The organism is Amycolatopsis sp. FBCC-B4732, assembly GCF_023008405.1.
In the GTDB taxonomy this organism is placed as follows: domain Bacteria; phylum Actinomycetota; class Actinomycetes; order Mycobacteriales; family Pseudonocardiaceae; genus Amycolatopsis; species Amycolatopsis pretoriensis_A.
The window spans coordinates 2,680,832-2,704,095 of record NZ_CP095376.1; the positions used below are offsets into that span (position 1 = coordinate 2,680,832).

The following is a 23,264-nucleotide window of genomic DNA, read 5'->3' on the forward strand; positions in this document are numbered from 1 at the left end:
ATGACGGCCGCCGGCTTCGAGGTCGAACCGGACGAACTGGTCGCGCACTCGAGTCACGTCGAGAGCCTGGTCGACCGGCTCAACACCGCGTCCGCGGCCGCCGACACGGCGATGTCGGACCACGCCTACGGACTGCTGTGCGCGTTCCTCCCGCCGATCATCCGGCCGACGGGGGAGAAGGCGAAGGAGGCGCTGACCGCGTCGATGGACGGCGTGCGCGGGCTCGCGGACAACGTCAAGACGGCCGCGCAGTCCTACCGCGACGGTGAAGAGGCCAACGCGCAGCCGTTCGAGAAGCAGCTCACGGCGTCGGCGCGCACAGCGGAAACGAGGACGAAGGCATGACCGGCCCGAACGGGCTCGGGGACCTGATGCGGGACCCCGACGAGGCGATCCGCCGCATGGACGACTGGGCGGCCGGCTTCGCGGCCAAGGCCGAGCGCTACCAGGCAGCCCAGGAGGAGACCGAGCGGCTCCGGCTGACGGCGACCAGCTCCGACGGCGCGGTCAGCGTGACCGTCGGCGCGGACGGCACGGTCACCGACCTGACGTTCTCCAACAAGGTCAAGTCGTTCCCGCTGGAGGAGCTGTCCCGGCAGATCCTGACGACGATGCGCCGCGCGCAGTCCGGCATCGCCGAGCGCGTCGCGGGCGTGATGTCGGAGCGTCTCGGCGACGAGGACCGCGAGACCCGCACGGCACTGCTCGACACGCTGCGCGGCCGGTTCCCCGACCCGGACGAACCGGACGAGCCGGCACCGCCGCCCGCGGAGCCGGGCCCGCTCCCGCCGTCCCCCTCGGGCGGCGCGGCGGTCCCACCGTCCCCGTCGGCCCCGCAGGCCTCACCGCCCCCACGGCGCCGGCCGGACCCGGTCGAGGACGACAACAACCCCTGGTGACGCGGGCCGGGTCAGCCGTCGCGTGGCGGCTGACCGGCCCCCGCGCCCGCGTGGCCCGGCTCGGCGTGCGCTGTGGCGGGCTGATCGCACGGCGGCCGGGTGGCGGTGTCCCGATCCGGCCGGGAACGGCGACATCCCCTGGTGACGCGGGCCGGCGAAACCGCCGAAAGTACTGCTGACCGGCCCCGTTCGGGGCTCGACACCGGACCGCCGGGCGGCGACACTGGGCCGATGACCGGCCTTATCACCGGTAGCCGTGTCCGGCTGCGGCCCGCCGCCGCCCCGGACGCCGCCCGGTTCGAGGAGATCCTGTCGCACCCCGAAGTCGCCCGCTGGTGGGCCGACGCCGAGGAGCCGGTGGCCGCCCAGGTGTCCTACCTGCTGGACCCCGATGAAGGCACCACGACCTACGCCATCGAACACGACGACGTCGTCGTGGGCATCGAGCTCGCGTTCGAGGAAGCGGATCCCCAGTACCGGCACGCCGGCATCGACATCGCCGTGCACCCGGACTGGCAGGGCCGCGGCCTCGGCTCGGCCGCCATCCGCGTGCTGGCCGAGCACCTGTTCACCGTGCGCGGGCACCACCGGGTGGTGATCGACCCCGCGGCGGACAACGAAGCGGCGATCAAGCTCTACCGCTCCCTCGGCTTCCGGCCGGTCGGCCGGATGCGCTCCTACGAACGCGGCCCGGACGGCAGCTGGCACGACGGGCTGCTGATGGATCTCCTGGCCGAAGACCTTGTCCCGACGGCCGCACTCGCCGGGTCGTGAGCACCCCGGCGGTCGCGGCCCGGCAGTTGCGCCGGGTCGCCGTGGCGAGCGCCGTGGGGACCACGATCGAGTGGTACGACTACTTCATCTACAGCACGGCGACGGCCCTCGTGTTCGGCAAGCTCTTCTTCACGACGCTGTCACCCGCTTCCGGCACCCTCGCCGCGTTCGCGACGCTCGGGGTCGGCTTCCTGGCCCGCCCGGTCGGCGGGATCCTCTGGGGCCACTTCGGCGACCGCGTCGGCCGCAAGGCGATGCTGGTGCTGTCGCTGCTCCTGATGGGCGTGGCGACGGTCGGCGTCGGGCTGCTGCCGACGTACTCCGCCATCGGGGTCTGGGCGCCGATCCTGCTGCTGGTCCTGCGGCTCCTGCAGGGCCTGAGCGCGGGCGGTGAGTGGGGCGGCGCCGCGCTGATGGCGGTCGAGCACGCCCCGGACGGACACCGCGGGCGCTACGGCGCCTTCTCGCAGATCGGCGTCCCGGCCGGGCTGATCCTGGCGCAGCTGATGTTCTTCGTCCTCGGCCGTTCGCTGACCGACGCGCAGTTCGCGGCGTGGGGCTGGCGGGTGCCGTTCCTGGCGAGCATCGTGCTGGTCGCCGTCGGGCTGGTGATCCGGCTGCGGATCGAGGAGAGCCCGGTGTTCGCGCGGCTGCGGGACGCGGAAGCGCGCAGCAGCCGTCCGATGGCCGACGTCCTGCGCGAGCGGCCGCGGGCGCTGCTCGTGGCGTCCGGCAGCTTCATCGCCAACACCGCGATCGGCTACATCTTCCTGGCGTACCTGCTGTCCTACGGCACTTCGGTGCTGAAGATCGACCGGACCACGCTGCTCGTCGTGGTGATCGTCGGCAGCGTGACGTGGCTGGTGAGCATCCTCGTCACGGCCGCGTGGTCGGACCGCGTGGGCCGCAAACCGGTGTACCTGGCCGGGTCGGTGCTGCTGGTGGTCTGGCCGATCCCGTTCTTCCTGCTGGTCGACACGCGCGCCACCGTGTGGCTGCTGGTGGCGGTGGTGGTGCTCAACGTCGGCCTCGGCGCGACGTACGGGCCGCAGTCGGCGTTGTTCGCGGAGCTGTTCGAGCCGCGCTACCGCTACAGCGGGGCGTCGTTCTCCTACGCGGTCGGCGCGGTGCTGGGCGGCGGCTTCGCGCCGCTGATCGCGACGGCGCTGCAGACGTCCACCGGAACTTCGCTTTCGGTGTCGCTCTACCTGGTGGGGGTGGCGGTGCTGAGCCTGGTCGCGGTGCTGTTCATCCCGCGCTCACAGCCGGTCTAGGCGGACGGCGGCGGCCATCCGCTCGTAGCCCGCGTCGCCGGGGTGCAGGTGGTCGCCGGAGTCGTAGGCCGGCAGCAGGGTGAGCGGGTCGGCCGGGTTGCGCACCGCCGCGTCGAAGTCGGCGACGGCGTCGAAGACCCCGCTGGTGCGGATGAACGCGTTCACCGCCTGGCGGGTCGCTTCGAGCGTGTCGTCGTAGACGCGCCAGCCCTTGAACGGCGTGAGCGTGGCGCCGACGACCCGGATGCCGCGCGCGTGCGCCTGCGCCACCAGCTGGCGGTACGCCGAGGTGATGGCGTCCGGGTCGGTCTGGTGCGGGTCCTGCTGGATGTCGTTGATGCCTTCCAGCATGATGAGCGTCCGCACGCCGCCGACGCCGAGGACGTCGCGGTCGAACCGGGAAAGCGCGTTCTGGCCCGCGCCGGAGCCGGGGACGTCGAGCAGCAGCCGGTTGGCGCTGATGCCCGCGTTCAGGACGCCGAACCGGCCGTGCAGCCGGTCGGCGAGGTAGTCCGGCCAGCGGTGGTTCGCGCCGGCCTGCGAGCCGACGCCGTCGGTGATCGAATCGCCGAGCGCGACGATCGAAGCCTCGGCGCCGCCCTGGACGTCGACGCCGGAAACGTAGTGCCACACGGAAGTCTGCTCGGTGTAGGGCGCGCCGGACTCGCTGCCGGCGAAGTCGCCGGCCCGGGTGAAGTACGACGTCTGCGCCGCGGCCGGGTGGTAGGTGACGGGCCCGGACTTCGTGGGCACGTAGGTCGTCACGAGCAGGTTGGCGTCGGCGGGCACCCGCAGTCCGGCCGGGTCGCTGAGCGCTTCGGCGCCCGCGGGCACGACCACGCTCGGCGCACCGCCGAACGTGAGGTTCCGCAGCGAGCCCGGCACCGCGTCCGGCCCGGTGCCCTGCACCGCGATGGTGACGTGCCCGAAGGTGAGGGGCGTGGCCCCGAAGGCGTTGGAGAGGTGGACGCGGGCCCGCCCGCCGCCGGCGCTGCTGTGCACGACGTTGCGAATCGAGAAGCCGGGGTAGCCGTCCGGCGTGTTCGCGACGGCGGACGCGGGCGCCGCGGCCCAGGTCCCGACCCAGCCGCCGACGGCGTGCTGCGCGAGGTTCGGGAGAGCGCTTTCCGGATTTGCGCTGCCCGCCGATGTGAGGAGTCCGAAACCCGCCAGGATCGCCGCGCTCACGGCCAGAAAGCGTCGCATGTACTCACGGTGTCGCCGCTGCGCCGAGCCAGGGACCGCTGATCAGGTGAGTGCACCGGACAAGATCCCGGACAGCGAGGGGCGGGCCCGTCCGGGATTCTGGGGATGCCGGACGGGCCCGCGCGAGGTGGCCGTTGCCGCGACGGCCGCTCGCCGGGGTGACCCGGTCCCGATCGGGCGGAGGCTGGCCCGGATCGTTGCATCGTGGCAACCCCGGAGGGCGGTGCGAGACGCCCTCACCCCAAGCACGGCCCCCGGCCCCGCGCGGTTCACCCCGCCCGCCGATTTCTCGCACCGCGCCGCCGGTCCCCGCCACCGCCCGCTGCCCGGAACGCCGTGAAGGCCACCTTCAGGAACTTTCACGTTCCTCAAGGTGGCCTTCACCAAGTACGCGCGGGAGCGGTCGAAGCTCAAGCGGCGGCGGGAAAGCCGCCGAGGGCGTGGTGACCGGCGTCGGTCAGTTCCGCCGGGGCCCACTGGCCGGGCGACGGCGTGCCGACCGCGCGGACCAGTCCGGCGTGGGACAGGTCGTGGGCGGTGTTCTGGTCGCAGCACGGCAAACCGTCCACGCGGAGGTCGGGTTCGCAGCTGCAGCGGAGCTCGGCGCGGCCCTGGGCGATCGCCTTGAGCATGGCGATCGCGCGGTGGCTCAGCGCGTTCGGGTAGGGGGACATCGGTCTGGCCTTTCGATGCGGCTGGGTCTCGGCGCGAGTGCTGCAGCTCGTCACTGAGGACTACGCGCCGGACGTGAGCCAGGTTCAGTTCGATCGCCTCTTGACACCGGGAGACCCAGCGAGCAGGGTCAGTCATCGGATGAATCAGCTTCGCCAACGACAGATCGGCCAACCAGGGGCGAACTCTGTCGCAATTCCGCCGTAGTCATCCGATCCCTGGAGGTTCAGTGACGACCTTCCCTCGCCGGCACGCCCTCGGCATCGCCCTGGGTGGTGCCGTGGCCCTGAGCGCCGCCGGCCTGACCCCGGCCGGTGCCGCGATCCCCGTGGACGCCGCACCCGACCGGCCGGACACCCCGATCGTCCCGCCGCCGCCCCCCGTTCCCGTCGCGCTCGACGCGTGGTTCACCAACGACGGCATCGACAGCGCGTCGGCCGCCGGTGGCGACTTCGACGGGTCCGGCTACACCTTCCCGGCCGAGCACGTGCCCGCCGGGCAGACCGCCACCGTCGGCGGGGTGCCGTTCAAGCTCGGCTCCGCAGCGGCCGGTGCGAAGAACAACATCGCCGCCACCGGCCAGCGGCTCGACCTGCCGAAGGGCCGCTACTTCGTCGCGTACTTCCTGGTCGCGGCCAGCTACGGCACCACCGGCGGCACGGCGACCGTGCACTACGCCGACGGCACCACGAGCACCGGCTCCCTCTCCGGCCCCGACTGGTACACCGGCAGCGGCGCGCTCGTCTCGCCGTTCCGCTACGCACCCGGCGGGGTCGTCGACGACAACCCCGTTTCGCTCGCCACCGGCCAGGTCTGGGTCGACCCGGCCCGCGAAGCCGTCGCGCTCACGCTGCCCACGACCGCCGACCCCGCCCCGAACGTCGCCAGCCTCCACGTCTTCGCGCTCACCCTGCAGCCGGTCGCCGTGGGCCGCTCGGCCCTCGTCCTCGACGGCCGGTCGAGCGCGAACCTGCTCACCGACGGCGGCCCGCAAGCCGCCGAAGCGACCATCGTCAACGCCGGCACCGTGTGGCTCGGTGCGCGCGACGACGTCACCGTCACCGTCGACGTCCCCGGCGGCCGGACCACCGTGCCGGCGACCATCCGCGCGCTGGCGCCGGGCGAGCAGGCGACGGTCCGGCTCGGCCTCGCGCCGAACGCGTCCGTGCCACCCGGCACGACGACCCACGGCCAGATCCGCGTCACCGCCGGCCGCGGCACCCTCGCGACGCAGCAGGTCCCGATCACCCTCGGCGTCCCGGACTTCCGGCCGGCCGACGCCTCCCTCGCCACCCACCGGGCGCCGTACTGGTTCAACGACAGCAAGTTCGGCATCTTCATCCACTGGGGCGTCTACGCCGTGCCCGCGTGGGCGCCGGTCGGCCAGCAGTACGCCGAGTGGTACTGGCAGAACCAGCAGGACCCGAACGGCGCGACCTACGCCTACCACCGGGAGAAGTACGGCGAGGACTTCGCCTACGACGACTTCATCCCGATGTTCACCGCGGCGAAGTTCGACCCGCGCACGTGGCTGAACCTGATCGCCGACGCGGGCGCCGAGTACTACGTCCTGACGTCGAAGCACCACGACGGCTTCGCGTTGTGGGACACCAAGGTCAGCGACCGCAACTCCGTGAAGCTCGGCCCGAAGCGCAACATCATCGACGAGCTCTTCACCGCCTCTCGGAAGTACACCCCGCAGCTGCGCAACGGCCTGTACTTCTCGCTGCCCGAGTGGTTCAACCCGGACAACCCGTGGATGGGCCACGCACCGCGCAACCCGTACACCGGCGCGGCGCTGCCCTACACCGGGTACACGGCGGGCAAGGACTTCGTCCGCGACTACCAGGCGCCGCAGGTGCTCGAGCTGATCTCGGAGTTCGACCCGGACGTGCTTTGGTTCGACATCGGCGGCGTCAACGACAGCCGGGCCGTGCTCACCGAGTACTTCAACCGCGCGAAGAACCGCAAGCGCCCCAAGGACGTCACCTACAACGACCGCGGCGGCATCCCGGATCACGACTTCACGACGCCGGAGTACACGACGTACCCGAACACCGTGGTGGCGAAGTGGGAAGCCAGCCGCGGCCTCGACCCGTTCTCCTACGGCTACAACCGCGCGACGCCGGACGACCGGTACATGACGGCGGCGGAGGTCGTCCGCACGCTCGTCGACATCGTGTCGAAGAACGGCAACTTCCTGCTCGACATCGGTCCCGACTTCGATGGCACCATCCCGGCCGTGATGCAGAAGCACCTGCGTGACGCGGGCGCGTGGCTGAAGGTCAACGGCGAAGCCATCTACGGCACGACGTACTGGTCGCGGATGGCCCAGCTCGGCGACCTGCGGTTCACGGTCAAGCAGAACGAGGCCTTCTACGTCCATTCCCTCGCGGCGCCGGGCAGCAGGCTGGTGGTCGGCGCGCCGGTCCCGATCCGCACCGGCGACCGGGTGACGCTGCTCGGCTACCGCGGGAACCTGCACTGGACGGTGGAAAACGGCTCGCTGGTGATCGACGTCCCGGCCGCGGCGCGGCAAGCCGGCCGCTACGCCTGGGTGTTCAAGATCGCCTGGAGCTAGAGGCCGGCGTTCTTGCCGATGTACAGCTCCGCGAACACCGCGGCCGCGGCCGGGGAACCCAGCAGGCGGCGCATCCGGGCTTCCGCGATGCGCGCCGGGAACGGGTTCTCCGCCGCGGCCGCGGTGTGGTGGAAGATGTCCGACAGCCACAGCGAGAACTCCTGGTGCTGCCACACCAGCGGCAGGCACGCGGCGGAGTAACCGGCCAGCGGCGCGGAATCGCCCGCGTAGTGCGCCTGGAAGGCCTCCGCGAGCAGGAAAGCGTCGTACAGGGCCAGGTTCATGCCCTTGGCCGCGATCGGCGCGACCAGGTGCGCCTGCAGCTCTCGCCGGACGCGTTCGTCGGGCCAGTCCGCTTCCGGCTCGCCCGCGGCCGTCCGGAGGGAGAACCGGGTGACGCCGGGCGTGCGGGCCATGTGCGCGCCGAAGCCGCGCGGGTGGATGCCGGACAGCACGCCGTCGGCGGACGGCGGCGCCTCGGCGAGCAGCGCCGGCCAGCCGATTCCGTAGTCGTGGTGGGCTTTCACCGTCGATTCCGCCGGCAGGTACCCCTGGGTGAAGCCGCGGGCGCCGTCGCAGCCGGCGACGAAGTCGCACTCGATCCGGTGCTCACCGCCCGCGCCGGTGTACTGGGCGAGCAGATCGGTCACCAGGAGCTGGTGCGGGTAAACGAAGTGCCGCTGCCCGGTGACGTCGCCGTAGCGGAATTCGAACTCCGCGTGCCGCGGCGCTTTCGCGACGAGCCGTTCACCCAGGCCGCGCCGCTCGAGCCCGCGGACCGCCCACTCCTCGATGAACCCGCCCCGCGGCCGCTGTTCGACGAACGCCCGGCTTTCCCGCTCCAGCAGCACACCGGCGATCCCCGCGCGCCGCAGCAGGTTCGCCACCGCGAGTCCGGCCGGGCCCGCCCCCACCACGGCCACCGCCGTGCGCCTCGCCGCCATGCGCCCGAGGGACGCGCGAACCGGACGAACCGTTCAGTAGAACCGGCGCAGGGCCGGCCACGCCGTCGACCACGGCTCGGTCAGGGTGCTGCACAGCGAGAGCACGACGCCGTTCTCGTCGTTGTCCACCCCGTCGTCGGTGAAGTGCTTGGCCACCGGGCGGCAGCCGGTGATCAGCCGTGACGCGGGCGAACCGCGTTCGAAGCCGCCGACGAGCAGCACCGGCCCGACCAGCCGGTCCGGCGGCGGCCCCCAGTCCGCGTAGGACATGTGCGGGGAGTACGGCTGCGGCAGCCCCAGTCCGGGACCGTAGTGTTCGAGGGCCCCGGCTTCCCCGTAGTTCCCGGTGACGATCACCGCCGTGTCCCGCTCGGCGGCCGGGATCCGCTGCCACGCGACCGCCACGCTGTTCGCGAAACCCGGCCAGCCGACCTGCTCGCCGGGTTCCTTGTTCAGCGCCAGCAGGACGCCGTTCAACGCCGGCGGCGGCACCACCGGGAGTCCGATGAGGACGGACACCACCACGCACACCGCGGCGGCCGCGCCGGTGAGCACGCGCCGGGTCACCCGGCCTTGCCCCAGCCACCGCAGCACCGGCTCCGCGCCGAGCGCGACCAGCGGCAGCAGCAACGGAATGGAGTAGTACGGCTTCCCGCCCGCCGCCAGCAGTTCGAGGCAGACCACGGGGTAGGCGATCGTGAGGGCGCGGGCCCAGCGCAGCGCGGGGTCGCGCCACGGCCGGAGGAGGCCGGCGACCCAGACCGGCACCAGCACCGGCGACAGCAGGACCAGCTGCATCGGCACGAACAGCACGCGGTTCTCGGCGCCTCCGTCCGCGCTGATCCCGCCGGCGACGGTCAGCATCGGCCAGCCGTGCGCGGCCTGCCAGGCGACGACGGGCGCGGCGAGCACGACGGCGATCCCGATCCCGGCCGCGAGCCACCGGGTCCGGAACACCCGGCGCGGCCCGGCGACGGCCGCGCCGGCACCGAGCCCGGAGAGCAGGAGCAGCACCAGCCACTTGTTCGCCAGACCGAGCCCGGCGGCGGTGCCGACCGCGAGCCACCACCGGCCGTCGCCGGTGCGCAGCAGCTTCACGCCGGACAGCGCGATCAGCGACCACAGCAGCAGGTCCGCGGAGTTGGTGGCCAGCATGTGCGACACGACCAGGACGTACGACGACAACGCCGTGGCGAGCGCGGTGAACAGCTGGACCCCGCGGCCGCCGCCGAACTCGCGGGCGAGGAGCGCGGCCACGACGACGGTCGCCACGCCCAGCAGGGTCGCGACCACCCGGAGACCGGTGGGCGTCTCGCCGAACAACGCGGTCGACGCGCGGGCGAGCCACGGCGTGATCGGCGGGTTGTCGACGTACCCCCAGTCCGGGCGGCGGCCCGCCGCGACGAAGTACAGCTCGTCGCGGTGGAAGCCGTACCGGCCGGACAGCACGGTCAAGACGACCGCCTGGACGGCGACGACGATCCCACCGGCAGCGCGGCGAACCGCGGCAGCTCCCGACCGGCCCCCATGGCAGCCTCCCCTCGGCGTGCCGGGATCGTACGCCGGAGATCACGCGGCCGGGAGCGCTCCGACGTACTCGGCTCCGGCGTCCGCGACCAGCTCGGTCAGGGTCTGCGCGCGGCGGATCGGCGTGAAGCGGACCCCGCCGTGCTCGGACACCGTGAAGCCGTGCACGGCCGGGCGGGGGAGCGTGTTGTAGGCGTAGTGCGCGCCGAAGTAGTACGCGCCGGTGTCGTGGGCGACGACCAGGTCGCCGGGTTCGAGCAGCGGCAGCGGCCGTTCGCGCGCCAGGAGGTCGCCCGCGAAGCACAACGGCCCGGCGACGTCCTGCGGCACCCCGGGGCCGGTCTTGGGCGTGCCGTCGGGGTGGTGCGCGGTCAGCCGCAGCGGCCAGTGCTCCGGCTGGAGCACCGTGCGCGCCGCCACCTGCGCGCCGGCGTGCGTCACGGCGATGGGCCGCCCGCTCGCGACCTTCGTGTACTCGACGGCGCTGACCAGGAACCCGCTCTTCGCCAGCAGGGACCGGCCGAACTCGGTGACGAAGCCGTAGCGCCCGTCGGCGAGGGCCGGGACCCGCGCCAGCAGCGTCGAGACGTAATCGGCGTAGGTCGGCCCCGGTTCGTCGGAGGTGAAGTTCACCGGCAGCCCGCCGCCGAGGTCGAGGCTGGTGACCTGCCGGAACCCGGCCCGGTCGTTGATCTCTTCGGCCAGCGCGTGCACGGCGGCCACGCCCTCGGCCATCAGCTCGGGCGGGCAGCCCTGCGAGCCGACGTGGACGTGCAGCCGCGTCAGCCACGGGCGCGCGGCGAACGCCTCTTCGATGCGGGCCCGGTTCTCCCGCAGGGGGATGCCGAACTTCGACGTCGAGGTCGCGGTGCTGGTGTCGCCGATCCGGCCCGCGCCGACCTGCGGGTTGATCCGCAGGCCGAGGACAGAGCGCGGCCCGGTGCCGACCAGGGTGTCGAGCCGGGCCAGCTCCTGGAAGTTGTCCGCGTTGACCGCGGTGCCTTCGGCGAGGGCGTGCGCGAGCTCGGCGGTGGTCTTGGCGGGGGAGTCGAGGACCAGCCGGCGGCCGCGGATCCCGGCGGCTTCGGCGACCGCCGTCTCGCCGGGGCTCGCGACCTCGGCGTCGACCCCGAGGTCACCGAGGTAGCGCAGCAGTGGCGCGAGGCCGCACGCCTTGGCGGCGACCGTGTGCTGGACGCGGCCGAGGGGCGCGAAGGCCTTCGTCAGGTCTTCGACGGCTTCGCGGATCCCGGCGAGGTCGACGAACCCGGCCATCGGGTCGACGAGGCGGTGGCCGGCGGCGAGGGCGCGGAGCTTGCGTTCGGTGCGGTTCACGTTCCCAGGACAGCGCGACCGGGTGGTGCCGGTCCAAGACTTCGTCCGACTGGAGTCATAGGCCCGTCCTATAGTGGCTGGATGGACCTGCGCCGATGGCACTACTTCGCCGTGCTCGCCGAGGAGATGCACTTCACGCGGGCGGCGGCTCGGCTGTTCGTGTCGCAGCCGTCGCTGAGCCAGCAGATCCGCGCGTTCGAAGCGGAGCTGGGGGTGGCGCTGCTCGACCGGTCGGGCCCCCGCTTCGCGCTGACGGAGGCGGGCCGCGTCGCGGCGGCGGAGGCCCGCGACCTGCTCGACCGCCTGGACCGCGCCCGCGGCGTGATCACGGCGACCGGCCGCGGCGACACGGGCCGGCTGCGGATCGCCTACACGCGCTCGGCTCCGGGCCCCTTGGCGGGCGACCTGGTGGCGGCGTACCGCGCGCGGTACCCGGACGTCTCCCTGGCCCTGGAGACGGGCTGGACGAGCCTGAACCTGGCCCGGCTGCTCGCGGGCGAGATCGACCTGGGGTTCGTGCGGCCCCCGGTGGACGCGCCGGGCATCGAGGTCACGGTGGTCGGCTCGGAGGAGGTGCTGATCGCCCTGCCGTCGGAGCACGCGCTGACCCGCCGCCGCGGCCGCCTGCGGCGGGAGTGGATCGCGGCGGAGCCGGTGGTGTTCTGGCCGCGCGGCAACGGCCCCGGCCAGTACGACGCGATCAGCGGCCAGGTCTGGCCGGGCGGCCTACCGCCGATCGTGCGCGAAGAACCGGAGGACGAGCAGCTGATCCGCGCGGTCGCGGAGGGCGCGGGCATCGCGGCGGTCCCGGAACACCGGGCACGCGCGCTGAGGCGGCGAGGGGTGGTCCTGCGTCGGCTGACGGACCCGGCCCCCCGGATCGACCTGGGGCTCGCCCGGCGGGCGGGCGCGGTCCCGGCGGTGGTGCGGGAGTTCGTGGCGCTGGCCGGCGAGCCCGTCGCGGAAAGCCGTGGACGCCGTGGTTAGGGTGAGTCGCATGGGGACGATCAGGCAGGTGCAGATCACTTTCGATTGCGCGGAACCCGAGCGCGTCGCGCGGTTCTGGTGCGAGGTGCTGGGCTACGTCGTCCCGCCGCCCCCGCCGGGCTTCGACAGCTGGGCCGACTTCGACCGCTCGCTCCCACCGGAGCGCCAGGGCGCGGCGTTCGCCTGCGCCGACCCGACCGGCGCGGGCCCGCGGCTGTTCTTCCAGCGCGTCCCGGAAGGCAAGGTCGTCAAGAACCGCGTCCACGTCGACGTCCGAGCGGGCACGGGGCTGAAGGGCGCGGAGCGGCTGGCCGCCCTGGAGGCCGAGCGCGACCGGCTGATCGCGCTCGGCGCATCGCACTTCCAGACGCTGTACGCCGACGAGTACAACGAGTCGTGCATCGTGATGCAGGACGTCGAGGGCAACGAGTTCTGCCTGGACTGAGCGGCCGTCGACGACATCGGGACGGACGCCATCCACCGGATCCGGCTCTCGTTGATCACGATTTTGTCGAACTCGACCTCCGTGGGGGAACCGTCCCCCTCGGCCGGCCGGCTGACCACGGGGTAGTCGAGTACCACGCCCCGGCGTCCCTCTCTGCCGGGCTCGTCGGTGAACGAGCCGAGCAGATCTCCCACCACCGACTCGTCCTCGAGTACGGCTTCGATGAAGATCGCCGGCCTGCCGTCATCCCCCGTCGGACCACCGGCCGGGGTGACCGGCAGGTCCACGTCGTAGTCGACGAGGGTGAACCAGTCGGAGCGGTGACGATGCTCCCCCTGGCCTTCCGGCGATGGGAACCACCGCAACGCCACGCCCCAGGCGGCGGCGATCGCGACGATCATCGCCACACCCACGGTCACCAGCACCTGAACGGGCTGCGCACGCAAGGCGACCGCTTGGTCGGCGATCAACCCAGGCTAGGGCCGATGACGAGCAGGAACAGCACGAACGGCAGTGGTGACGTCGGCACGGTCAGCGGTCCTGCCGAACCTGTGATTCGTCGCCGGGCTCATCCGAGGGCACCGGATCGGCTCCCCACCCCAGCCCGCGAAGTCCGGCTGCGCCAGGTCGGTCTGATCGCTCTCGTGCTCGGCCATCCGTCAATGGTGCCTCAAGGGCCGTACCGGCCCGGCGGTCATCGACGTCGATCAGCGCGCGGATATCCGCGGACGCACTCGGCAGCAACGCGCTTGGATCGATCATGCCTTCGGAGGAGATAGCGGTCTTGCCGAACCGGTTGAACAACTTTCGACGATGGTGCGGCGTCGGCCCTAGGCGTCGCCGAGGGCGTGGCGGACCGCCGTCACCACCTGCGGGTGGCCCAGCGGGAGCGGCGGCGGGATCCGGTCCTCCGCGGTATCGCTGCTCGACCCCACCACCCGCACGACCGTCCCGGCCTCCCGCAGCTTCGCGATGACGCCCTCGTGCTCGGACAGCCACGCTTCGTTCGCCGCCATCGCGTCGGCGGACGGGAGGAACGCGTCCGAGGCCGGGTCGACCAGGAGGAGCTGGGATGCCGCGCCCGGGTGGCGTTCCACCAGCTGGAGGGCCTCCGCCGCGAACGGGCCGCTCGCCACGACCGTGATGTCCGGGTCGGCCGGGCCCTGGTCGCCGAGGAGGTCGTCGGCTTCGGTGAGGGCGCCGCCGGCCGGGAGGCGGCACCAGAAGATCGCGCGCTGGTCCGACAGGGGCCGCCAGCTGCCCGGCAGCTCGTCGTGCCGCCCGGCACCCGCCGGGTCGAGGACGATCACCTTGGCGCCCGAAGGGTCGCCGGCGAGCACGACGGGCGGGCCTTCGGAACGCGAGAGTTCGGCGGGCATCAGGAATCCTTTCCACGACGGGGGAGTTCCGGCGAGTCGGTGTCGAGCGGCACGGACCCCGACCGGACGAGTCCCAATTGGACGGTCTGGCGGCCGGTCAGCCGCTCCAGGAGCCAGTCGGCGGCCGTGCGCACGCGGTTCCCCGGCATCGCCATCAGGTGGTACGCGCGCGTCACGGCCTTCGCCGGGAGACCGGACAGGGGAATGTGCAGCGGGTTCGCCGCGGCCGCGCCGGCGCCGAGGTCGACGACGAAGCCGAGGTCGTGGTGCCGGTAGGTGCCGGCGCGGCCGTAGCCGAGCGACGCCGCCACGTTGCGCCCGGCCAGCTTGCCCTGCCGTTCGGCGTGCTGCGCGGTCATCGCGGTGTACTCGCCGGGGCGGGTGAGGTCGGGGACGGCGGCCGCGTCGCCGCAGGCGAACACGTCGTCGCGGCCCGGGACGTTCAGCCGCTCGGTGACGACCAGCCTGCCCTTCGCCGTCTCGAGGCCGATTCCGGCCACCAGCGGGTCGGGCCGCACGCCGACGCACCACACGAGCGTTCGGGTGGGCACCGACTCCCCGTTCGTCAGCGTCACGCCCTTGGCGTCGGCGTTGTCCACCGACGTCTTCATCAGCACTTCGACGTCGCGGGCGCGCAGCACCTGGTCGGCGGTCCGCCCGAGCCGCCGGTCCAGCTCGGGCAGCACCCGCTCGGCGACGTCCAGCAGCAGCCAGCGGATCCGCTGCCCGGCGAGCTCGGGGTGGCGCGCGGCGAGCGCGGCGGTGAACGCGGGGCCCTGCGCGGCCACCTCGGTGCCGGTGTAGCCCGCGCCCACCACCACGAACGTGCAGCGCGCGTCGCGCTCGGCCGGGTCTTCCGCGGCCGCGGCGAGCTCGATCTGCCGCGTGATGTGGTCACGCAGGTACAGCGCTTCGGGCACCCCGCGGAAGCCGTGCGCGTATTCGGGGACGCCGGGGATCGGCAGGAGCTTGTTCACGCTGCCCGCGGCCAGCACCAGCCGGTCGTAGCGGATCCGGTGCTCGCCGTCCTCCGGGTCGGTGTAGGCGACCGTGCGGTCGTCGAAGTCGACGCCGGTCGCGGTCCCCAGCACCAGGCGCACCCCGGCCAGGGTCTCGGGGATCGACACCGCGACCCGCCGCGGGTCGAGGATCCCGGCGGCCACCTCGGGCAGCAGCGGCAGGTAGAGGAAGTAGTCCGTCGGGTTGAGCAAGACGACTTCGACGTCTTCGCCGGCTTCCTTCCGGAGGCTCTTCGCCGCGTTGTACCCGGCGAAACCGCCGCCGACGATCACGACACGCATGGATCCCCTTTCTTCGCCCGGATTTCGTCCTTCGTCGATTACCCGAGGCCGGAGCGGGGAAACCCGCGGGGTTGACCTCCCGGCCCAGGGGCGTACGGTCAGGGTGTTGGCTGTTGTTCAGACACGTGCTCCGGTCAGCGCCCCAAGCTGCGAAAGGGAGCGCCATGCACGACATCTTCCGAACCGTTCACGAACCCGGCGGCTTGACCGCCACCATGACCGAGCGCCCGGGCGGGGTCCGCGTCGTCACCCTGGTGGGCGACATCGACGCCGCCACGGTGCACACCCTCGACGAAGCACTGGCCACCGGCGAGCGGGTCGTCGTCGACCTGACCCGCGTGGCGTTCCTCAGCTGCGCCGGCGTCCGTTCGCTGCTGCAGGCGAACGACCGCACCGACCTCGCCCTCGTCGTCGGCGGCCACGCCGTGACGCGTTCGCTGGAAGCGACCGGCGCCGACCTGGTGCTGAAGGTCCACCCCCGCGTGGGGGCCGCGCTCGTCGGCCTCACCCCCGAAGCCGGCCGGGAGGCGTGACCGCCGGGCGGCCACCCCTCCCGCCGTCCACTGTGGACTCGGCCGGGACGGGTCAGTCGTCCGGCCATTCGCCGGTCGCCTTGCGGTAGCCGACGGCACCCGCTCGTTCGGTGGCCGCCTTGACGGCGGCGAAGATCGCGCCCTGCACCGCCGCCGCGATGATCACCTGCTGCCAGGTGTAGTCGCGGTCGGTGGCGTCGGGCGCGTCTTCTTCGCCAGCCACGCGCTTCCAGACCTGCTTGAACGCCTGGCCGGCGAGAACGCCGCCGAGCGCGCCGACCATCCAGCTCAGCGGCTTGTACAGCACCTTGTTCACGAGTCGTTCCTCCGTCGCAGGATCAGGCGGATCACGATCACCAGGCCGAGCACGCCGGCGAACACCGGCACCGGGTTGGCGCGGACCGCGTCGGCGCCCCGGCGGAACTTGACGGCGGTCGGCGCGTTCGTCACGTCGGCGACCTTCGCGGTCGCCACGTCGAGCTTCTCGTCGACGTTTTCCTTGACCCGGCTCTTGACGTCGAGCTTGTGCCCGAGCGCTTCCAGCGTTTCGGTGAGCTCTTCCCGGGTGGTGTCCCGGTCGAGCCGCGCCTCTTCGGCGTTCTTCGGGAAGTCGCCGCTCATGCCCGCACCCCCTGCTTCACGGTGTCCACGTCTTCGCGGACGCCGGTGATCGCTTCTTCGGGCACCGGCGGCACCGCCTGCGTCACTTCCTTCTTGCCCACCAGCGCGGCGATCCCGGCGATCACGAACAGCGCGACCGCGACGATCACCGCCGCGAGCCAGCCGGGCACGACCAGCGCGAGCGCCAGCACCGCGGCCGCGACCAGCGTGCCGGCGCCGAACAACGCGAACAGGCCCGCCGCGCCGAACAACCCGGCGCCGACCCCCATTTTCTTGCCCTTGCGCTGCAGTTCGAAGACCGCGAGCCGCATTTCGTCCCGGACCAGCCGCTTGACCTCGTCGGTCAGGTCCGTCACCAGCTGACCGACGGAACGGTCGGCCGCCGGTTCCTTGTTCACTTCTTCGATCACGGAACACCTCCTTACCTGGCCGCCGTGTACCCGGCCCCGCGCCGGATCAACCACGCCGGGTTTGGCCGCGCGAGCGCCGGGTAGCCGATTCGTACCGGCCACCGACCAGGAGGAGTGCATGAGCACGATCACCGAAATCGTGGACGTGGAAGTCCCCGTTTCCACCGCCTACAACCAGTGGACGCAGTTCGAGGAATTCCCGCGGTTCATGGAAGGCGTCGAAGAGATCCGCCAGCTCGACGCCACGCACACCCACTGGGTGACGCGGTTCGGTGGTGTGACGCGCGAATTCGACGCGACGATCACCGAACAGCACCCCGACGAGCGGGTCGCGTGGACGTCGGACTCCGGTCCGGACCACGCGGGCGTCATCACGTTCCACCGCTTGGGAGACGCGCACACGCGGGTGACCGCGCAGATGGACATCGACCCGGAGGGCTTCGCCGAGAACGTCGCCGACAAGCTGGGCGTCCTCGACCGCCGGGTGAAGGGCGACCTCAAGCGGTTCAAGGAGTACGTCGAGCAGTACGGCCGGGAGACCGGCGGCTGGCGCGGTGACGTGGAGCGCCCGGGTACGTAACCCGATCGGGGCGAATCACCCGGCTGGGCGGTGCAGTACCGCCCCGCCGGGTTTCGTGTCCGGGAACGACGGGTAGGCCGCCCCCATGACGACCACCACCGCCGACGTTCCCACCGTCGAGCTGAACAACGGCGTGCGGATCCCGCAGTTCGGGTTCGGCGTCTTCCAGATCCCGCCGGAAGAAACCGCCCAGGCCGTGCGGACGGCCCTGGAGGCCGGCTACCGCCACATCGACACCGCGCAGATGTACCGGAACGAAGCGGGGGTCGGCGCCGGGATCGCGGACGCCGGCTTGAAACGCGAAGACGTGTTCGTCACCACGAAACTGGCGAACGACGCGCACGGCCACGACAACGCGATCACCGCGCTGGAAGGCAGCCTGCGGCGGCTCGGCTTCGACCACGTCGACCTGTACCTGATCCACTGGCCCTTGCCGCACAAGGAAAACTACGTCCGGACGTGGCAGGGCTTCGAGGACATCCTGCGCGCGGGCAAGGCGCGCGCGATCGGCGTGTCGAACTTCCAGCCGGCGCACCTCGACCGGCTGGCGGAGGAGACTCCGACCGTGCCCGCGGTCAACCAGATCGAGCTGCACCCCGCGCTGCAGCAACCGGAACTGCGCGCCTACCACCGGGAGCACGGCATCGCGACCGAGGCGTGGAGCCCGCTCGCCCAGGGCGAAGTGCTCGACGACCCGGTGCTCACCGAGCTGGCGGGCAAGCACGAGCGCACGGCCGCGCAGGTGGTGCTGCGCTGGCACCTGCAGCTCGGGAACATCGTGTTCCCCAAGTCCGCGTCACCCGAGCGGATCCGGCAGGACATCGACGTCTTCGGCTTCGAACTGGACGACGAAGACATGAAGGCGATCGGCGAGCTCGACGCCGGCCGCCGCACCGGGCCGGATCCGGACGCTTTCACGGGGTGACCGCGGCGTTTCCCTGAGCGACGCGGCGGGTATCCCTCCGGCAAGGTCCCCCTGGAAGGAGTGTCCGGCATGACCACGAACGCGTATCTGTCGTTCCTCGCGATCGGCGTCGCGCTGGTCCTGATCGACGGGCAGATCATCTACCGCAGCGGCCGCCGGTACCTGGAGAACTCCTACGGCGATCCGGCGGCGGGCGCTTCGATGACCCGCCTGGTCACGGTGCTGTTCCACCTGGCGACGCTGGGTGTGCTGGCCCTGATCTCGACCATCGACATGGGCGGAAGCGACTTGCCGGGCGTCGTCGGCCGGCTCGGCGTACTGCTGCTGATCCTGGCGATCGCGCACGCGATCACCCTCGGCGTGCTGGCCCGCATCCGCGGCGAGCAAGAGGTCGAGGCGGTCGTCCAGCGCGGCGGCCGGCAGCAGCGGGTGGAGCCGCAGACCCCGACGGTCACGCCGGTGCCGGGCCAGAACGGCCGGTACCCGGACGTCAGCCCGTCGCTGGAGAACCGGTCCCCGTACTCGGCCCAGTAACCGCCCTCAGCCCTCGCGCCCGGCCGCCGGGAGATCGACCTCGGTGTGCCGGGCCGCGAGCGTTCCGGCCAGGTCGGCGAGTTTGACGTTCAGGTCCTGGGACGCGCGCCGCAGCACGTCGAACGCTTCGTCGGCGTCTATGCCACGGCGCTGCATCAGGATCCCCTTCGCCTGACCGATGACGTCCCGGCTGTCGACCGCGCGGCGCAGGTGCTCGGCCTCCAGCTCGGCCGTGACGACGGCTTCGGTGTGAGCGAGCGCCAGCGAGGCGTGCGTGGCCAGCAGGAGCGCGGTGTCGATGGCCTCACGGTTGAACGCACCCGGCGTCCGCGAATAGATGTTGAGCGCCCCCGACAGGCGCGGCGGGCGGGCGTCCGGCACCAGCGCCGTCGCCAGCACCGAGTGGTAGCCGTGCCGGGCGGCCCCCGGGCCGAACGACGGCCACCGCGGGTCGCGCCCGACGTCCTGCGACCAGCAGAGGGCCGGGCCGTCCGGGCGCGCCGAATCCACGCAGGGACCTTCGCCGTGGTCGTACTGCAGCAGGTCGAGCTCCACGGCCACCGGGTCGGTCTCGATCGGCGTGTGGAACCGGCCGTCCGGGTCGCGCAGGGTGACGCTGACCAGGTCGGCGTCCGGGACGATGGCGACCGCGGCGCCGACGACGAGCCTGAGCACGCCGCCGACGGTGTGCGTCACGTCCAGCAAGGTCCGCGTGAGGTCGGCGAACTGGCTCGCCAAGGGGCCCGGCGCCGGTTCGCCGTCCTGCCCGAACCAGGTCCGGTCCCTGGCCCACTCCTCTTCGCTGACGCTCATCGGTCCTCACTGTGTCGGTGATCGGTGTGGGGCCCATTCAACCCGATGCCGGCGCGTTCTCGCTCGAGCCCGGCCCGCGCAGGGCGTTTCGGGCACGGTCGACGAACCCCGGGCCCGGCCACAGCTGCTCGGCGGCCGGCACCCGGTCGGCCAGGTCCGGGTGCGGCAGCGTCGCGGCGGCTTCCCGGGCTTCGAGGACCGCCCGGCCCAACGTGGTCCGCCGTTCGGGGGAACAGCGGCGCCGGACCTCGGTCACGGCGGCGGGCCCTTCCTCGCGGACGTGCCGCCGGACCGCGCGGATCAGCCCGCCCAGCAGCCGCTCGAACCGGACCTCCTGTGGCCCGGCGCCCTCCAGCTCCCGCATCAGCCGCTCCGCTTCGGCGAGGTCGCCTTCGCCGTCGAGGAAGGGCTCTTCGGCGACGGCGTGCCGGACGAGCTGCGCGGTCAGGTGATCCGCGAGGTCCTTGCGGTTCTCCGGGCTGCCCTGGCCGAGTTCGAGCTCGGTGCACAGCCGGTCGAGCTCCCGGTGGTCGCCGGCGAGGACGATCGTCAGGTCGGTTGCGGGGTGGCTGCCGTTCATGCACGCTCCTGGTCCGGCTGGGGATTTCCGAGACGGATACCCGCTGCTCGCGCGCCGAATCCCGTGTCGGCCGCCGGCGAGCCGGGTATGCCACCGGGAGAACCGGCTTCAGGGAGGACGACCATGGCACCGCCGTCGACGGTGATCGAGCGCGAACGCAAGTACGAGATCGCCGCGGGCAGCGGCGTGCCCCGGCTGATCGGCGTGGCCGGCGTCGCGGCGCAGGACGATCCGGTCGAGCAGATCCTCGACGCTTCCTACTACGACACGGAGACCTTCCGGCTGGCGGCCGCCGGCATCACGCTGCGGCGGCGCGTCGGCGGGCACGACGCCGGCTGGCACCTCAAGCTGCCGGTCTCGGCCGACGAACGGCAGGAGATCCAGCTGCCGCTGGGCGGCGACGCCCGGAAGGTGCCGGGCCGGCTCCGCCGCCTGGTGCGGGCGTACACGCTGGGGGAGAAGCTGGTGCCGATCGCGCACCTGCGCACCGACCGGTTCGCCCACCGGCTGGCCGCCGAAGACGGCCGCACGATCGCCACCCTCACCGACGACCACGTGACCGGCGAGGCGGGCGGGACGGCCGCGCACCTCGACGAGTGGCGCGAACTGGAACTGGAGCTCGACCCGGACACCGAACCGGGCCTGCTCGAGGAGTTCGACCACGCGCTGGCCGACGCCGGCGCCTCGGCCTCGCCGTGGCCCTCGAAGCTGCGCCGCCTGGTAGGCGACCGCGTCCCGGCGACGCCGTGCCCGGGCAAGAAGCCGTCGGCAGGTGACGTCGTGCTGGCCTCGCTGCGCGCGCACTCGGCCGCACTGCGCCGCGCGGACGTCGGGGTGCGCCTCGACGTCGACGATTCCGTGCACCAGATGCGCGTCGCGGCCAGGAAGCTGCGGAGCACGCTTCGCAGCTTCGGCTCGCTCCTCGACCAAAATAAGACCGCGGGCCTGGCGGCCGAGCTGCAGTGGCTCGGACGGCAGCTGGCCCCGGCCCGGGACACCGAGGTCACCGAGGAGCGGCTGCGTGAGCGGCTCGGCGACGTACCGCCGGAGCTGGTGCTCGGGCCGCTGCGCCAGTTCCTCACCCGCTACTTCGCCCGCGAGGCGGAGGAGGCGCGCACGCGGGCGGTGACGGCGCTGACCGGCAAGCGCTACCTCGCGCTCCTGCGGGAGCTGGACGCGGTGGTCACGGACCCGCCGTGGACCGCGAAGGCGCGCAAGCCCGCGAAGGCCGGACTGCGCAAGCCGCTGCGCAAGGCGGCCCGGAAGCTGACCCGCGCCGAGGCGGCCACCCACGGCCTGGCGGACGAGCACCTGGAGCACGCCCTGCACGACGTCCGGAAGAAGGCGAAGCGGGCCCGCTACGCCGCCGACACCGTGAAGCCGGTGTCGGGCAAGAAGGTGAAGAAGTGGCGCCGGAACGTCAAGGCGGTGCAGCAGACGCTCGGTGCGCACCAGGACACCGTGGTCGGCCGGGAGGTCCTGCGCCACCTCGCGATCGCCGGGCACGGCGAGGGCCAGAACACGTTCACCTTCGGGGTGCTGCACGCCCAGGACGCCGAGCGGGCGGAGAAGCTGCGCAAGCGGTTCGCGGCGGAGTGGCGGCGGCTCCGGAAGGGCTGACCGCGTCCCGTCCCGGCCGGCTCGGCCGGGACGGGCTCAGCCTTCGCCGGTCAGCTTGCCGCGCAGCTGCTCGAGGGTCTGCGACAGCAGGCGCGAGACGTGCATCTGCGAGATCCCGACGCGGTCGGCGATCTGGGTCTGGGTCAACCCGCCGAAGAACCGCATGACCAGGATCGCGCGCTCGCGCTTGGGCAGTTCCTGCAGGAGCGGCTGGAGGGCCTCGTGGTTCTCCACCATGGCCATCTCGTGGTCCGGTTCCCCCATCGTGTCCGCCAGCGACAGCGCCTCGGCGTCGTCGTGGACGGGCTTGTCGACCGAGAGCGCCTGGTACGCGTTGCCCGCCATCAGGCCCTCGCGGACTTCGTCGACGTCCAGGTTGAGGTGCTCGGCCAGCTCGGTCGGCGTCGGGGCGCGGCCCAGGCGCTGCGAGAGCGTCGCCGAGCCCTGGCTCAGCGACAGGTGCAGTTCCTTGAGCCGACGGGGGACGCGCACGGACCAGCCGGTGTCGCGGAAGTGCCGCCGCACCTCGCCCATGATCGTCGGCACCGCGAAGGACAGGAAGTCGTGCCCACGGGTGGGGTCGAACCGGTCGACGGCGTTGATCAGGCCGATCCGCGCCACCTGGACGAGGTCTTCCCGGGGCTCGCCGCGGCCGGAGAACCGCGTCGCGATGTGCTCGGCGAGCGGCAGCAGCTCGGTGACCAGTTTGCTTCGGACCACGTCCCGCCGCGGGTCGTCCGCCTCGAGGCGGCCCAGCTCGTCGAACAGCGGCTCGCAGTGGGCGTATTCATCCGGGCGGTGGAGCACGGTTTTGCGTTCGGCGCTCACGCGCTCGTTCCCGGGTTCAGCACCAGCTCGATCGTGACGATCCCCGCGCCTCCTCCGGGAAGGACGTCGCAGTGCGCGGTCACCGATCGGCTGAGGGTGGTCAGGACGTGCCAGCCGAACGTGCGGTCGCTCGGCGGGCGCGGGTCGCTCGACCGGGTCGAAACGACGACGTGCAGCCCGTCGATCGCGAGCCGGAAGCGGCAGTGCAGCTGCGAGCCGAGCTCGGCGAGCTGGACCAGCTGGGCGCACGCCTCGTCGACCGCCATCTTCGCGTCGGCGATCGCGTCCAAGCCGAAGTCCGCGCGCGAGACGACGCCGTGCGTGAGCATGCGTACCAGGGGGATCTGCTCCGCCATGGCGGGGAGCCGCAGCTCGACGAGCTCGTCGAGCATCTCGTCGACGGTGGGTTTACCGCCGAACGAGCCACTTCGTGTTTCTTCCATGCTGGAGGTACTACCCATCCGGGCGAATGCCGACACTTGCTGTTCAGGGGTTT

27 protein-coding genes and 1 pseudogene are annotated in these 23,264 nt (G+C 72.4%); 12 read left to right on the plus strand and 16 right to left on the minus strand.

Translation table 11 applies throughout. The features are described 5' to 3' along the window. From MUY14_RS11380 to MUY14_RS11395, 4 genes are all read left to right on the plus strand, one after another. Nucleotides 1–345, plus strand: coding sequence for a type VII secretion target (locus tag MUY14_RS11380; RefSeq protein WP_247022929.1), 345 nt, complete (start codon nucleotides 1–3; stop codon nucleotides 343–345). After that, the gene (locus MUY14_RS11385) at nucleotides 342–899 is read left to right on the plus strand and encodes a YbaB/EbfC family nucleoid-associated protein (protein ID WP_247022930.1); all 558 of its coding nucleotides are present in this window, start codon (nucleotides 342–344) and stop codon (nucleotides 897–899) included. Before MUY14_RS11380 ends, MUY14_RS11385 begins: the two co-directional genes overlap by 4 nt. Before the next feature lie 231 nt (nucleotides 900–1,130). Further along, entirely contained in the window at nucleotides 1,131–1,673 is a 543-nt protein-coding gene (locus MUY14_RS11390) for a GNAT family N-acetyltransferase (protein WP_247022931.1), read from the plus strand. Then, complete coding sequence (locus MUY14_RS11395; protein WP_247022932.1) at nucleotides 1,670–2,947, plus strand: MFS transporter; 1,278 nt, start codon at nucleotides 1,670–1,672, stop codon at nucleotides 2,945–2,947. Before MUY14_RS11390 ends, MUY14_RS11395 begins: the two co-directional genes overlap by 4 nt. Here MUY14_RS11395 and MUY14_RS11400 read toward each other — a convergent pair. Together MUY14_RS11400 and MUY14_RS11405 are read right to left on the minus strand one after the other, a co-directional pair. Continuing rightward, nucleotides 2,933–4,153 (minus strand): SGNH/GDSL hydrolase family protein, encoded by a 1,221-nt coding sequence (locus MUY14_RS11400; RefSeq protein ID WP_247022933.1) that lies wholly within the window; start codon nucleotides 4,151–4,153, stop codon nucleotides 2,933–2,935. The genes MUY14_RS11395 and MUY14_RS11400 overlap by 15 nt on opposite strands. A 410-nt stretch (nucleotides 4,154–4,563) precedes the next feature. Continuing rightward, nucleotides 4,564–4,827 carry a hypothetical protein gene (locus MUY14_RS11405; RefSeq protein ID WP_247022934.1) on the minus strand — a complete coding sequence of 88 codons (264 nt, stop codon included), beginning with the start codon at nucleotides 4,825–4,827 and terminating at the stop codon, nucleotides 4,564–4,566. A gap of 227 nt (nucleotides 4,828–5,054) precedes the next feature. On the opposite strand from MUY14_RS11405, the gene MUY14_RS11410 reads away from it, so the two are divergent. Beyond that, entirely contained in the window at nucleotides 5,055–7,406 is a 2,352-nt protein-coding gene (locus MUY14_RS11410; RefSeq protein WP_247022935.1) for an alpha-L-fucosidase, read from the plus strand. Here MUY14_RS11410 and MUY14_RS11415 read toward each other — a convergent pair. The 3 genes from MUY14_RS11415 to MUY14_RS11425 form a co-directional block, all read right to left on the minus strand. Then, nucleotides 7,403–8,350 carry an FAD-dependent monooxygenase gene (locus MUY14_RS11415; RefSeq protein WP_247022936.1) on the minus strand — a complete coding sequence of 316 codons (948 nt, stop codon included), beginning with the start codon at nucleotides 8,348–8,350 and terminating at the stop codon, nucleotides 7,403–7,405. The two genes, MUY14_RS11410 and MUY14_RS11415, sit on opposite strands and share 4 nt — an antisense overlap. 33 nt (nucleotides 8,351–8,383) lie before the next feature. Then, a complete protein-coding gene (locus tag MUY14_RS11420; protein WP_247025110.1) occupies nucleotides 8,384–9,799 on the minus strand; it encodes a glycosyltransferase family 39 protein in 1,416 nt (471 codons plus the stop codon). A gap of 120 nt (nucleotides 9,800–9,919) precedes the next feature. Then, nucleotides 9,920–11,212 (minus strand): diaminopimelate decarboxylase, encoded by a 1,293-nt coding sequence (locus MUY14_RS11425; RefSeq protein WP_247022937.1) that lies wholly within the window; start codon nucleotides 11,210–11,212, stop codon nucleotides 9,920–9,922. Nucleotides 11,213–11,293: 81 nt separating this feature from the next. Here MUY14_RS11425 and MUY14_RS11430 point away from each other — a divergent pair, with 81 nt between their 5' ends. Continuing rightward, a complete protein-coding gene (locus MUY14_RS11430) occupies nucleotides 11,294–12,199 on the plus strand; it encodes a LysR family transcriptional regulator (protein WP_247022938.1) in 906 nt (301 codons plus the stop codon). 10 nt (nucleotides 12,200–12,209) lie between these two features. Further along, complete coding sequence (locus tag MUY14_RS11435) at nucleotides 12,210–12,644, plus strand: VOC family protein (protein WP_247022939.1); 435 nt, start codon at nucleotides 12,210–12,212, stop codon at nucleotides 12,642–12,644. 35 nt (nucleotides 12,645–12,679) lie between these two features. On the opposite strand, the pseudogene MUY14_RS47265 reads toward MUY14_RS11435, so the two are convergent. The 4 genes and pseudogenes from MUY14_RS47265 to MUY14_RS11450 all read right to left on the minus strand — a co-directional run. Then, a pseudogene (locus MUY14_RS47265) lies at nucleotides 12,680–13,114 on the minus strand (DUF6338 family protein); the annotation flags it as partial. Nucleotides 13,115–13,175: 61 nt separating this feature from the next. Further along, nucleotides 13,176–13,448, minus strand: coding sequence for a hypothetical protein (locus MUY14_RS11440; RefSeq protein ID WP_247022940.1), 273 nt, complete (start codon nucleotides 13,446–13,448; stop codon nucleotides 13,176–13,178). 26 nt (nucleotides 13,449–13,474) lie between these two features. Further along, the gene (locus MUY14_RS11445; protein WP_247022941.1) at nucleotides 13,475–14,023 is read right to left on the minus strand and encodes a hypothetical protein; all 549 of its coding nucleotides are present in this window, start codon (nucleotides 14,021–14,023) and stop codon (nucleotides 13,475–13,477) included. After that, nucleotides 14,023–15,324, minus strand: coding sequence for an NAD(P)/FAD-dependent oxidoreductase (locus tag MUY14_RS11450; RefSeq protein WP_247022942.1), 1,302 nt, complete (start codon nucleotides 15,322–15,324; stop codon nucleotides 14,023–14,025). Before MUY14_RS11450 ends, MUY14_RS11445 begins: the two co-directional genes overlap by 1 nt. Nucleotides 15,325–15,488: 164 nt before the next feature. Between MUY14_RS11450 and MUY14_RS11455 the strand changes: the two genes are divergently transcribed. After that, entirely contained in the window at nucleotides 15,489–15,857 is a 369-nt protein-coding gene (locus MUY14_RS11455) for an STAS domain-containing protein (RefSeq protein WP_247022943.1), read from the plus strand. A gap of 52 nt (nucleotides 15,858–15,909) precedes the next feature. Here MUY14_RS11455 and MUY14_RS11460 read toward each other — a convergent pair whose 3' ends face one another. From MUY14_RS11460 to MUY14_RS11470, 3 genes are read right to left on the minus strand one after another with little or no spacing between them, the layout of a single operon-like run. Further along, complete coding sequence (locus MUY14_RS11460; RefSeq protein ID WP_247022944.1) at nucleotides 15,910–16,173, minus strand: DUF4235 domain-containing protein; 264 nt, start codon at nucleotides 16,171–16,173, stop codon at nucleotides 15,910–15,912. Continuing rightward, on the minus strand, nucleotides 16,170–16,478 hold the full coding sequence (locus MUY14_RS11465) for a DUF3618 domain-containing protein (protein WP_247022945.1): 309 nt from the start codon (nucleotides 16,476–16,478) through the stop codon (nucleotides 16,170–16,172). The genes MUY14_RS11460 and MUY14_RS11465 overlap by 4 nt, the downstream gene beginning before the upstream one ends. Continuing rightward, entirely contained in the window at nucleotides 16,475–16,888 is a 414-nt protein-coding gene (locus MUY14_RS11470) for a phage holin family protein (protein ID WP_247022946.1), read from the minus strand. The genes MUY14_RS11465 and MUY14_RS11470 overlap by 4 nt, the downstream gene beginning before the upstream one ends. Nucleotides 16,889–17,006: 118 nt before the next feature. Here MUY14_RS11470 and MUY14_RS11475 point away from each other — a divergent pair, with 118 nt between their 5' ends. The 3 genes from MUY14_RS11475 to MUY14_RS11485 all read left to right on the plus strand — a co-directional run bounded on the left by MUY14_RS11475 (nucleotide 17,007) and on the right by MUY14_RS11485 (nucleotide 18,927). Next, nucleotides 17,007–17,468 carry an SRPBCC family protein gene (locus MUY14_RS11475; protein WP_247022947.1) on the plus strand — a complete coding sequence of 154 codons (462 nt, stop codon included), beginning with the start codon at nucleotides 17,007–17,009 and terminating at the stop codon, nucleotides 17,466–17,468. A gap of 85 nt (nucleotides 17,469–17,553) precedes the next feature. Beyond that, nucleotides 17,554–18,393 (plus strand): aldo/keto reductase, encoded by an 840-nt coding sequence (locus MUY14_RS11480; RefSeq protein ID WP_247022948.1) that lies wholly within the window; start codon nucleotides 17,554–17,556, stop codon nucleotides 18,391–18,393. A gap of 69 nt (nucleotides 18,394–18,462) precedes the next feature. Next, nucleotides 18,463–18,927 (plus strand): hypothetical protein, encoded by a 465-nt coding sequence (locus tag MUY14_RS11485; protein WP_247022949.1) that lies wholly within the window; start codon nucleotides 18,463–18,465, stop codon nucleotides 18,925–18,927. Between the two features lie 6 nt (nucleotides 18,928–18,933). Here the strand turns inward: MUY14_RS11485 and MUY14_RS11490 are convergent, their stop codons facing one another. After that, entirely contained in the window at nucleotides 18,934–19,740 is an 807-nt protein-coding gene (locus MUY14_RS11490; RefSeq protein ID WP_247022950.1) for a GAF and ANTAR domain-containing protein, read from the minus strand. Nucleotides 19,741–19,777: 37 nt separating this feature from the next. After that, nucleotides 19,778–20,320 carry a hemerythrin domain-containing protein gene (locus MUY14_RS11495; RefSeq protein WP_247022951.1) on the minus strand — a complete coding sequence of 181 codons (543 nt, stop codon included), beginning with the start codon at nucleotides 20,318–20,320 and terminating at the stop codon, nucleotides 19,778–19,780. A gap of 123 nt (nucleotides 20,321–20,443) precedes the next feature. On the opposite strand from MUY14_RS11495, the gene MUY14_RS11500 reads away from it, so the two are divergent. Continuing rightward, nucleotides 20,444–21,940: a CYTH and CHAD domain-containing protein gene (locus MUY14_RS11500; protein ID WP_247022953.1), complete on the plus strand. Its 1,497-nt coding sequence runs from the start codon at nucleotides 20,444–20,446 to the stop codon at nucleotides 21,938–21,940. Nucleotides 21,941–21,976: 36 nt separating this feature from the next. On the opposite strand, the gene MUY14_RS11505 is transcribed toward MUY14_RS11500, so the two are convergent. Both MUY14_RS11505 and MUY14_RS11510 read right to left on the minus strand, forming a co-directional pair. Next, nucleotides 21,977–22,768: a SigB/SigF/SigG family RNA polymerase sigma factor gene (locus MUY14_RS11505; protein WP_281506283.1), complete on the minus strand. Its 792-nt coding sequence runs from the start codon at nucleotides 22,766–22,768 to the stop codon at nucleotides 21,977–21,979. Beyond that, nucleotides 22,765–23,211: an ATP-binding protein gene (locus MUY14_RS11510; RefSeq protein WP_247022954.1), complete on the minus strand. Its 447-nt coding sequence runs from the start codon at nucleotides 23,209–23,211 to the stop codon at nucleotides 22,765–22,767. Before MUY14_RS11510 ends, MUY14_RS11505 begins: the two co-directional genes overlap by 4 nt. Nucleotides 23,212–23,264: the final 53 nt, after the last annotated feature.

Excerpts from the sequence above, each read along its gene's own strand:
- MUY14_RS11500 (WP_247022953.1), top strand. The coding sequence starts at position 20,444 with ATGGCACCGCCGTCGACGGTGATCGAGCGCGAACGCAAGTACGAGATC.
- MUY14_RS11495 (WP_247022951.1), bottom strand. The coding sequence starts at position 20,320 with ATGAACGGCAGCCACCCCGCAACCGACCTGACGATCGTCCTCGCCGGC.
- MUY14_RS11415 (WP_247022936.1), bottom strand. The coding sequence starts at position 8,350 with ATGGCGGCGAGGCGCACGGCGGTGGCCGTGGTGGGGGCGGGCCCGGCC.
- MUY14_RS11490 (WP_247022950.1), bottom strand. The coding sequence starts at position 19,740 with ATGAGCGTCAGCGAAGAGGAGTGGGCCAGGGACCGGACCTGGTTCGGG.
- MUY14_RS11445 (WP_247022941.1), bottom strand. The coding sequence starts at position 14,023 with ATGCCCGCCGAACTCTCGCGTTCCGAAGGCCCGCCCGTCGTGCTCGCC.
- MUY14_RS11475 (WP_247022947.1), top strand. The coding sequence starts at position 17,007 with ATGAGCACGATCACCGAAATCGTGGACGTGGAAGTCCCCGTTTCCACC.
- MUY14_RS11390 (WP_247022931.1), top strand. The coding sequence starts at position 1,131 with ATGACCGGCCTTATCACCGGTAGCCGTGTCCGGCTGCGGCCCGCCGCC.
- MUY14_RS11450 (WP_247022942.1), bottom strand. The coding sequence starts at position 15,324 with ATGCGTGTCGTGATCGTCGGCGGCGGTTTCGCCGGGTACAACGCGGCG.
- MUY14_RS11430 (WP_247022938.1), top strand. The coding sequence starts at position 11,294 with ATGGACCTGCGCCGATGGCACTACTTCGCCGTGCTCGCCGAGGAGATG.
- MUY14_RS11400 (WP_247022933.1), bottom strand. The coding sequence starts at position 4,153 with ATGCGACGCTTTCTGGCCGTGAGCGCGGCGATCCTGGCGGGTTTCGGA.
- MUY14_RS11385 (WP_247022930.1), top strand. The coding sequence starts at position 342 with ATGACCGGCCCGAACGGGCTCGGGGACCTGATGCGGGACCCCGACGAG.
- MUY14_RS11435 (WP_247022939.1), top strand. The coding sequence starts at position 12,210 with ATGGGGACGATCAGGCAGGTGCAGATCACTTTCGATTGCGCGGAACCC.
- MUY14_RS11465 (WP_247022945.1), bottom strand. The coding sequence starts at position 16,478 with ATGAGCGGCGACTTCCCGAAGAACGCCGAAGAGGCGCGGCTCGACCGG.
- MUY14_RS11405 (WP_247022934.1), bottom strand. The coding sequence starts at position 4,827 with ATGTCCCCCTACCCGAACGCGCTGAGCCACCGCGCGATCGCCATGCTC.
- MUY14_RS11510 (WP_247022954.1), bottom strand. The coding sequence starts at position 23,211 with ATGGAAGAAACACGAAGTGGCTCGTTCGGCGGTAAACCCACCGTCGAC.
- MUY14_RS11455 (WP_247022943.1), top strand. The coding sequence starts at position 15,489 with ATGCACGACATCTTCCGAACCGTTCACGAACCCGGCGGCTTGACCGCC.
- MUY14_RS11485 (WP_247022949.1), top strand. The coding sequence starts at position 18,463 with ATGACCACGAACGCGTATCTGTCGTTCCTCGCGATCGGCGTCGCGCTG.
- MUY14_RS11480 (WP_247022948.1), top strand. The coding sequence starts at position 17,554 with ATGACGACCACCACCGCCGACGTTCCCACCGTCGAGCTGAACAACGGC.
- MUY14_RS11380 (WP_247022929.1), top strand. The coding sequence starts at position 1 with ATGACGGCCGCCGGCTTCGAGGTCGAACCGGACGAACTGGTCGCGCAC.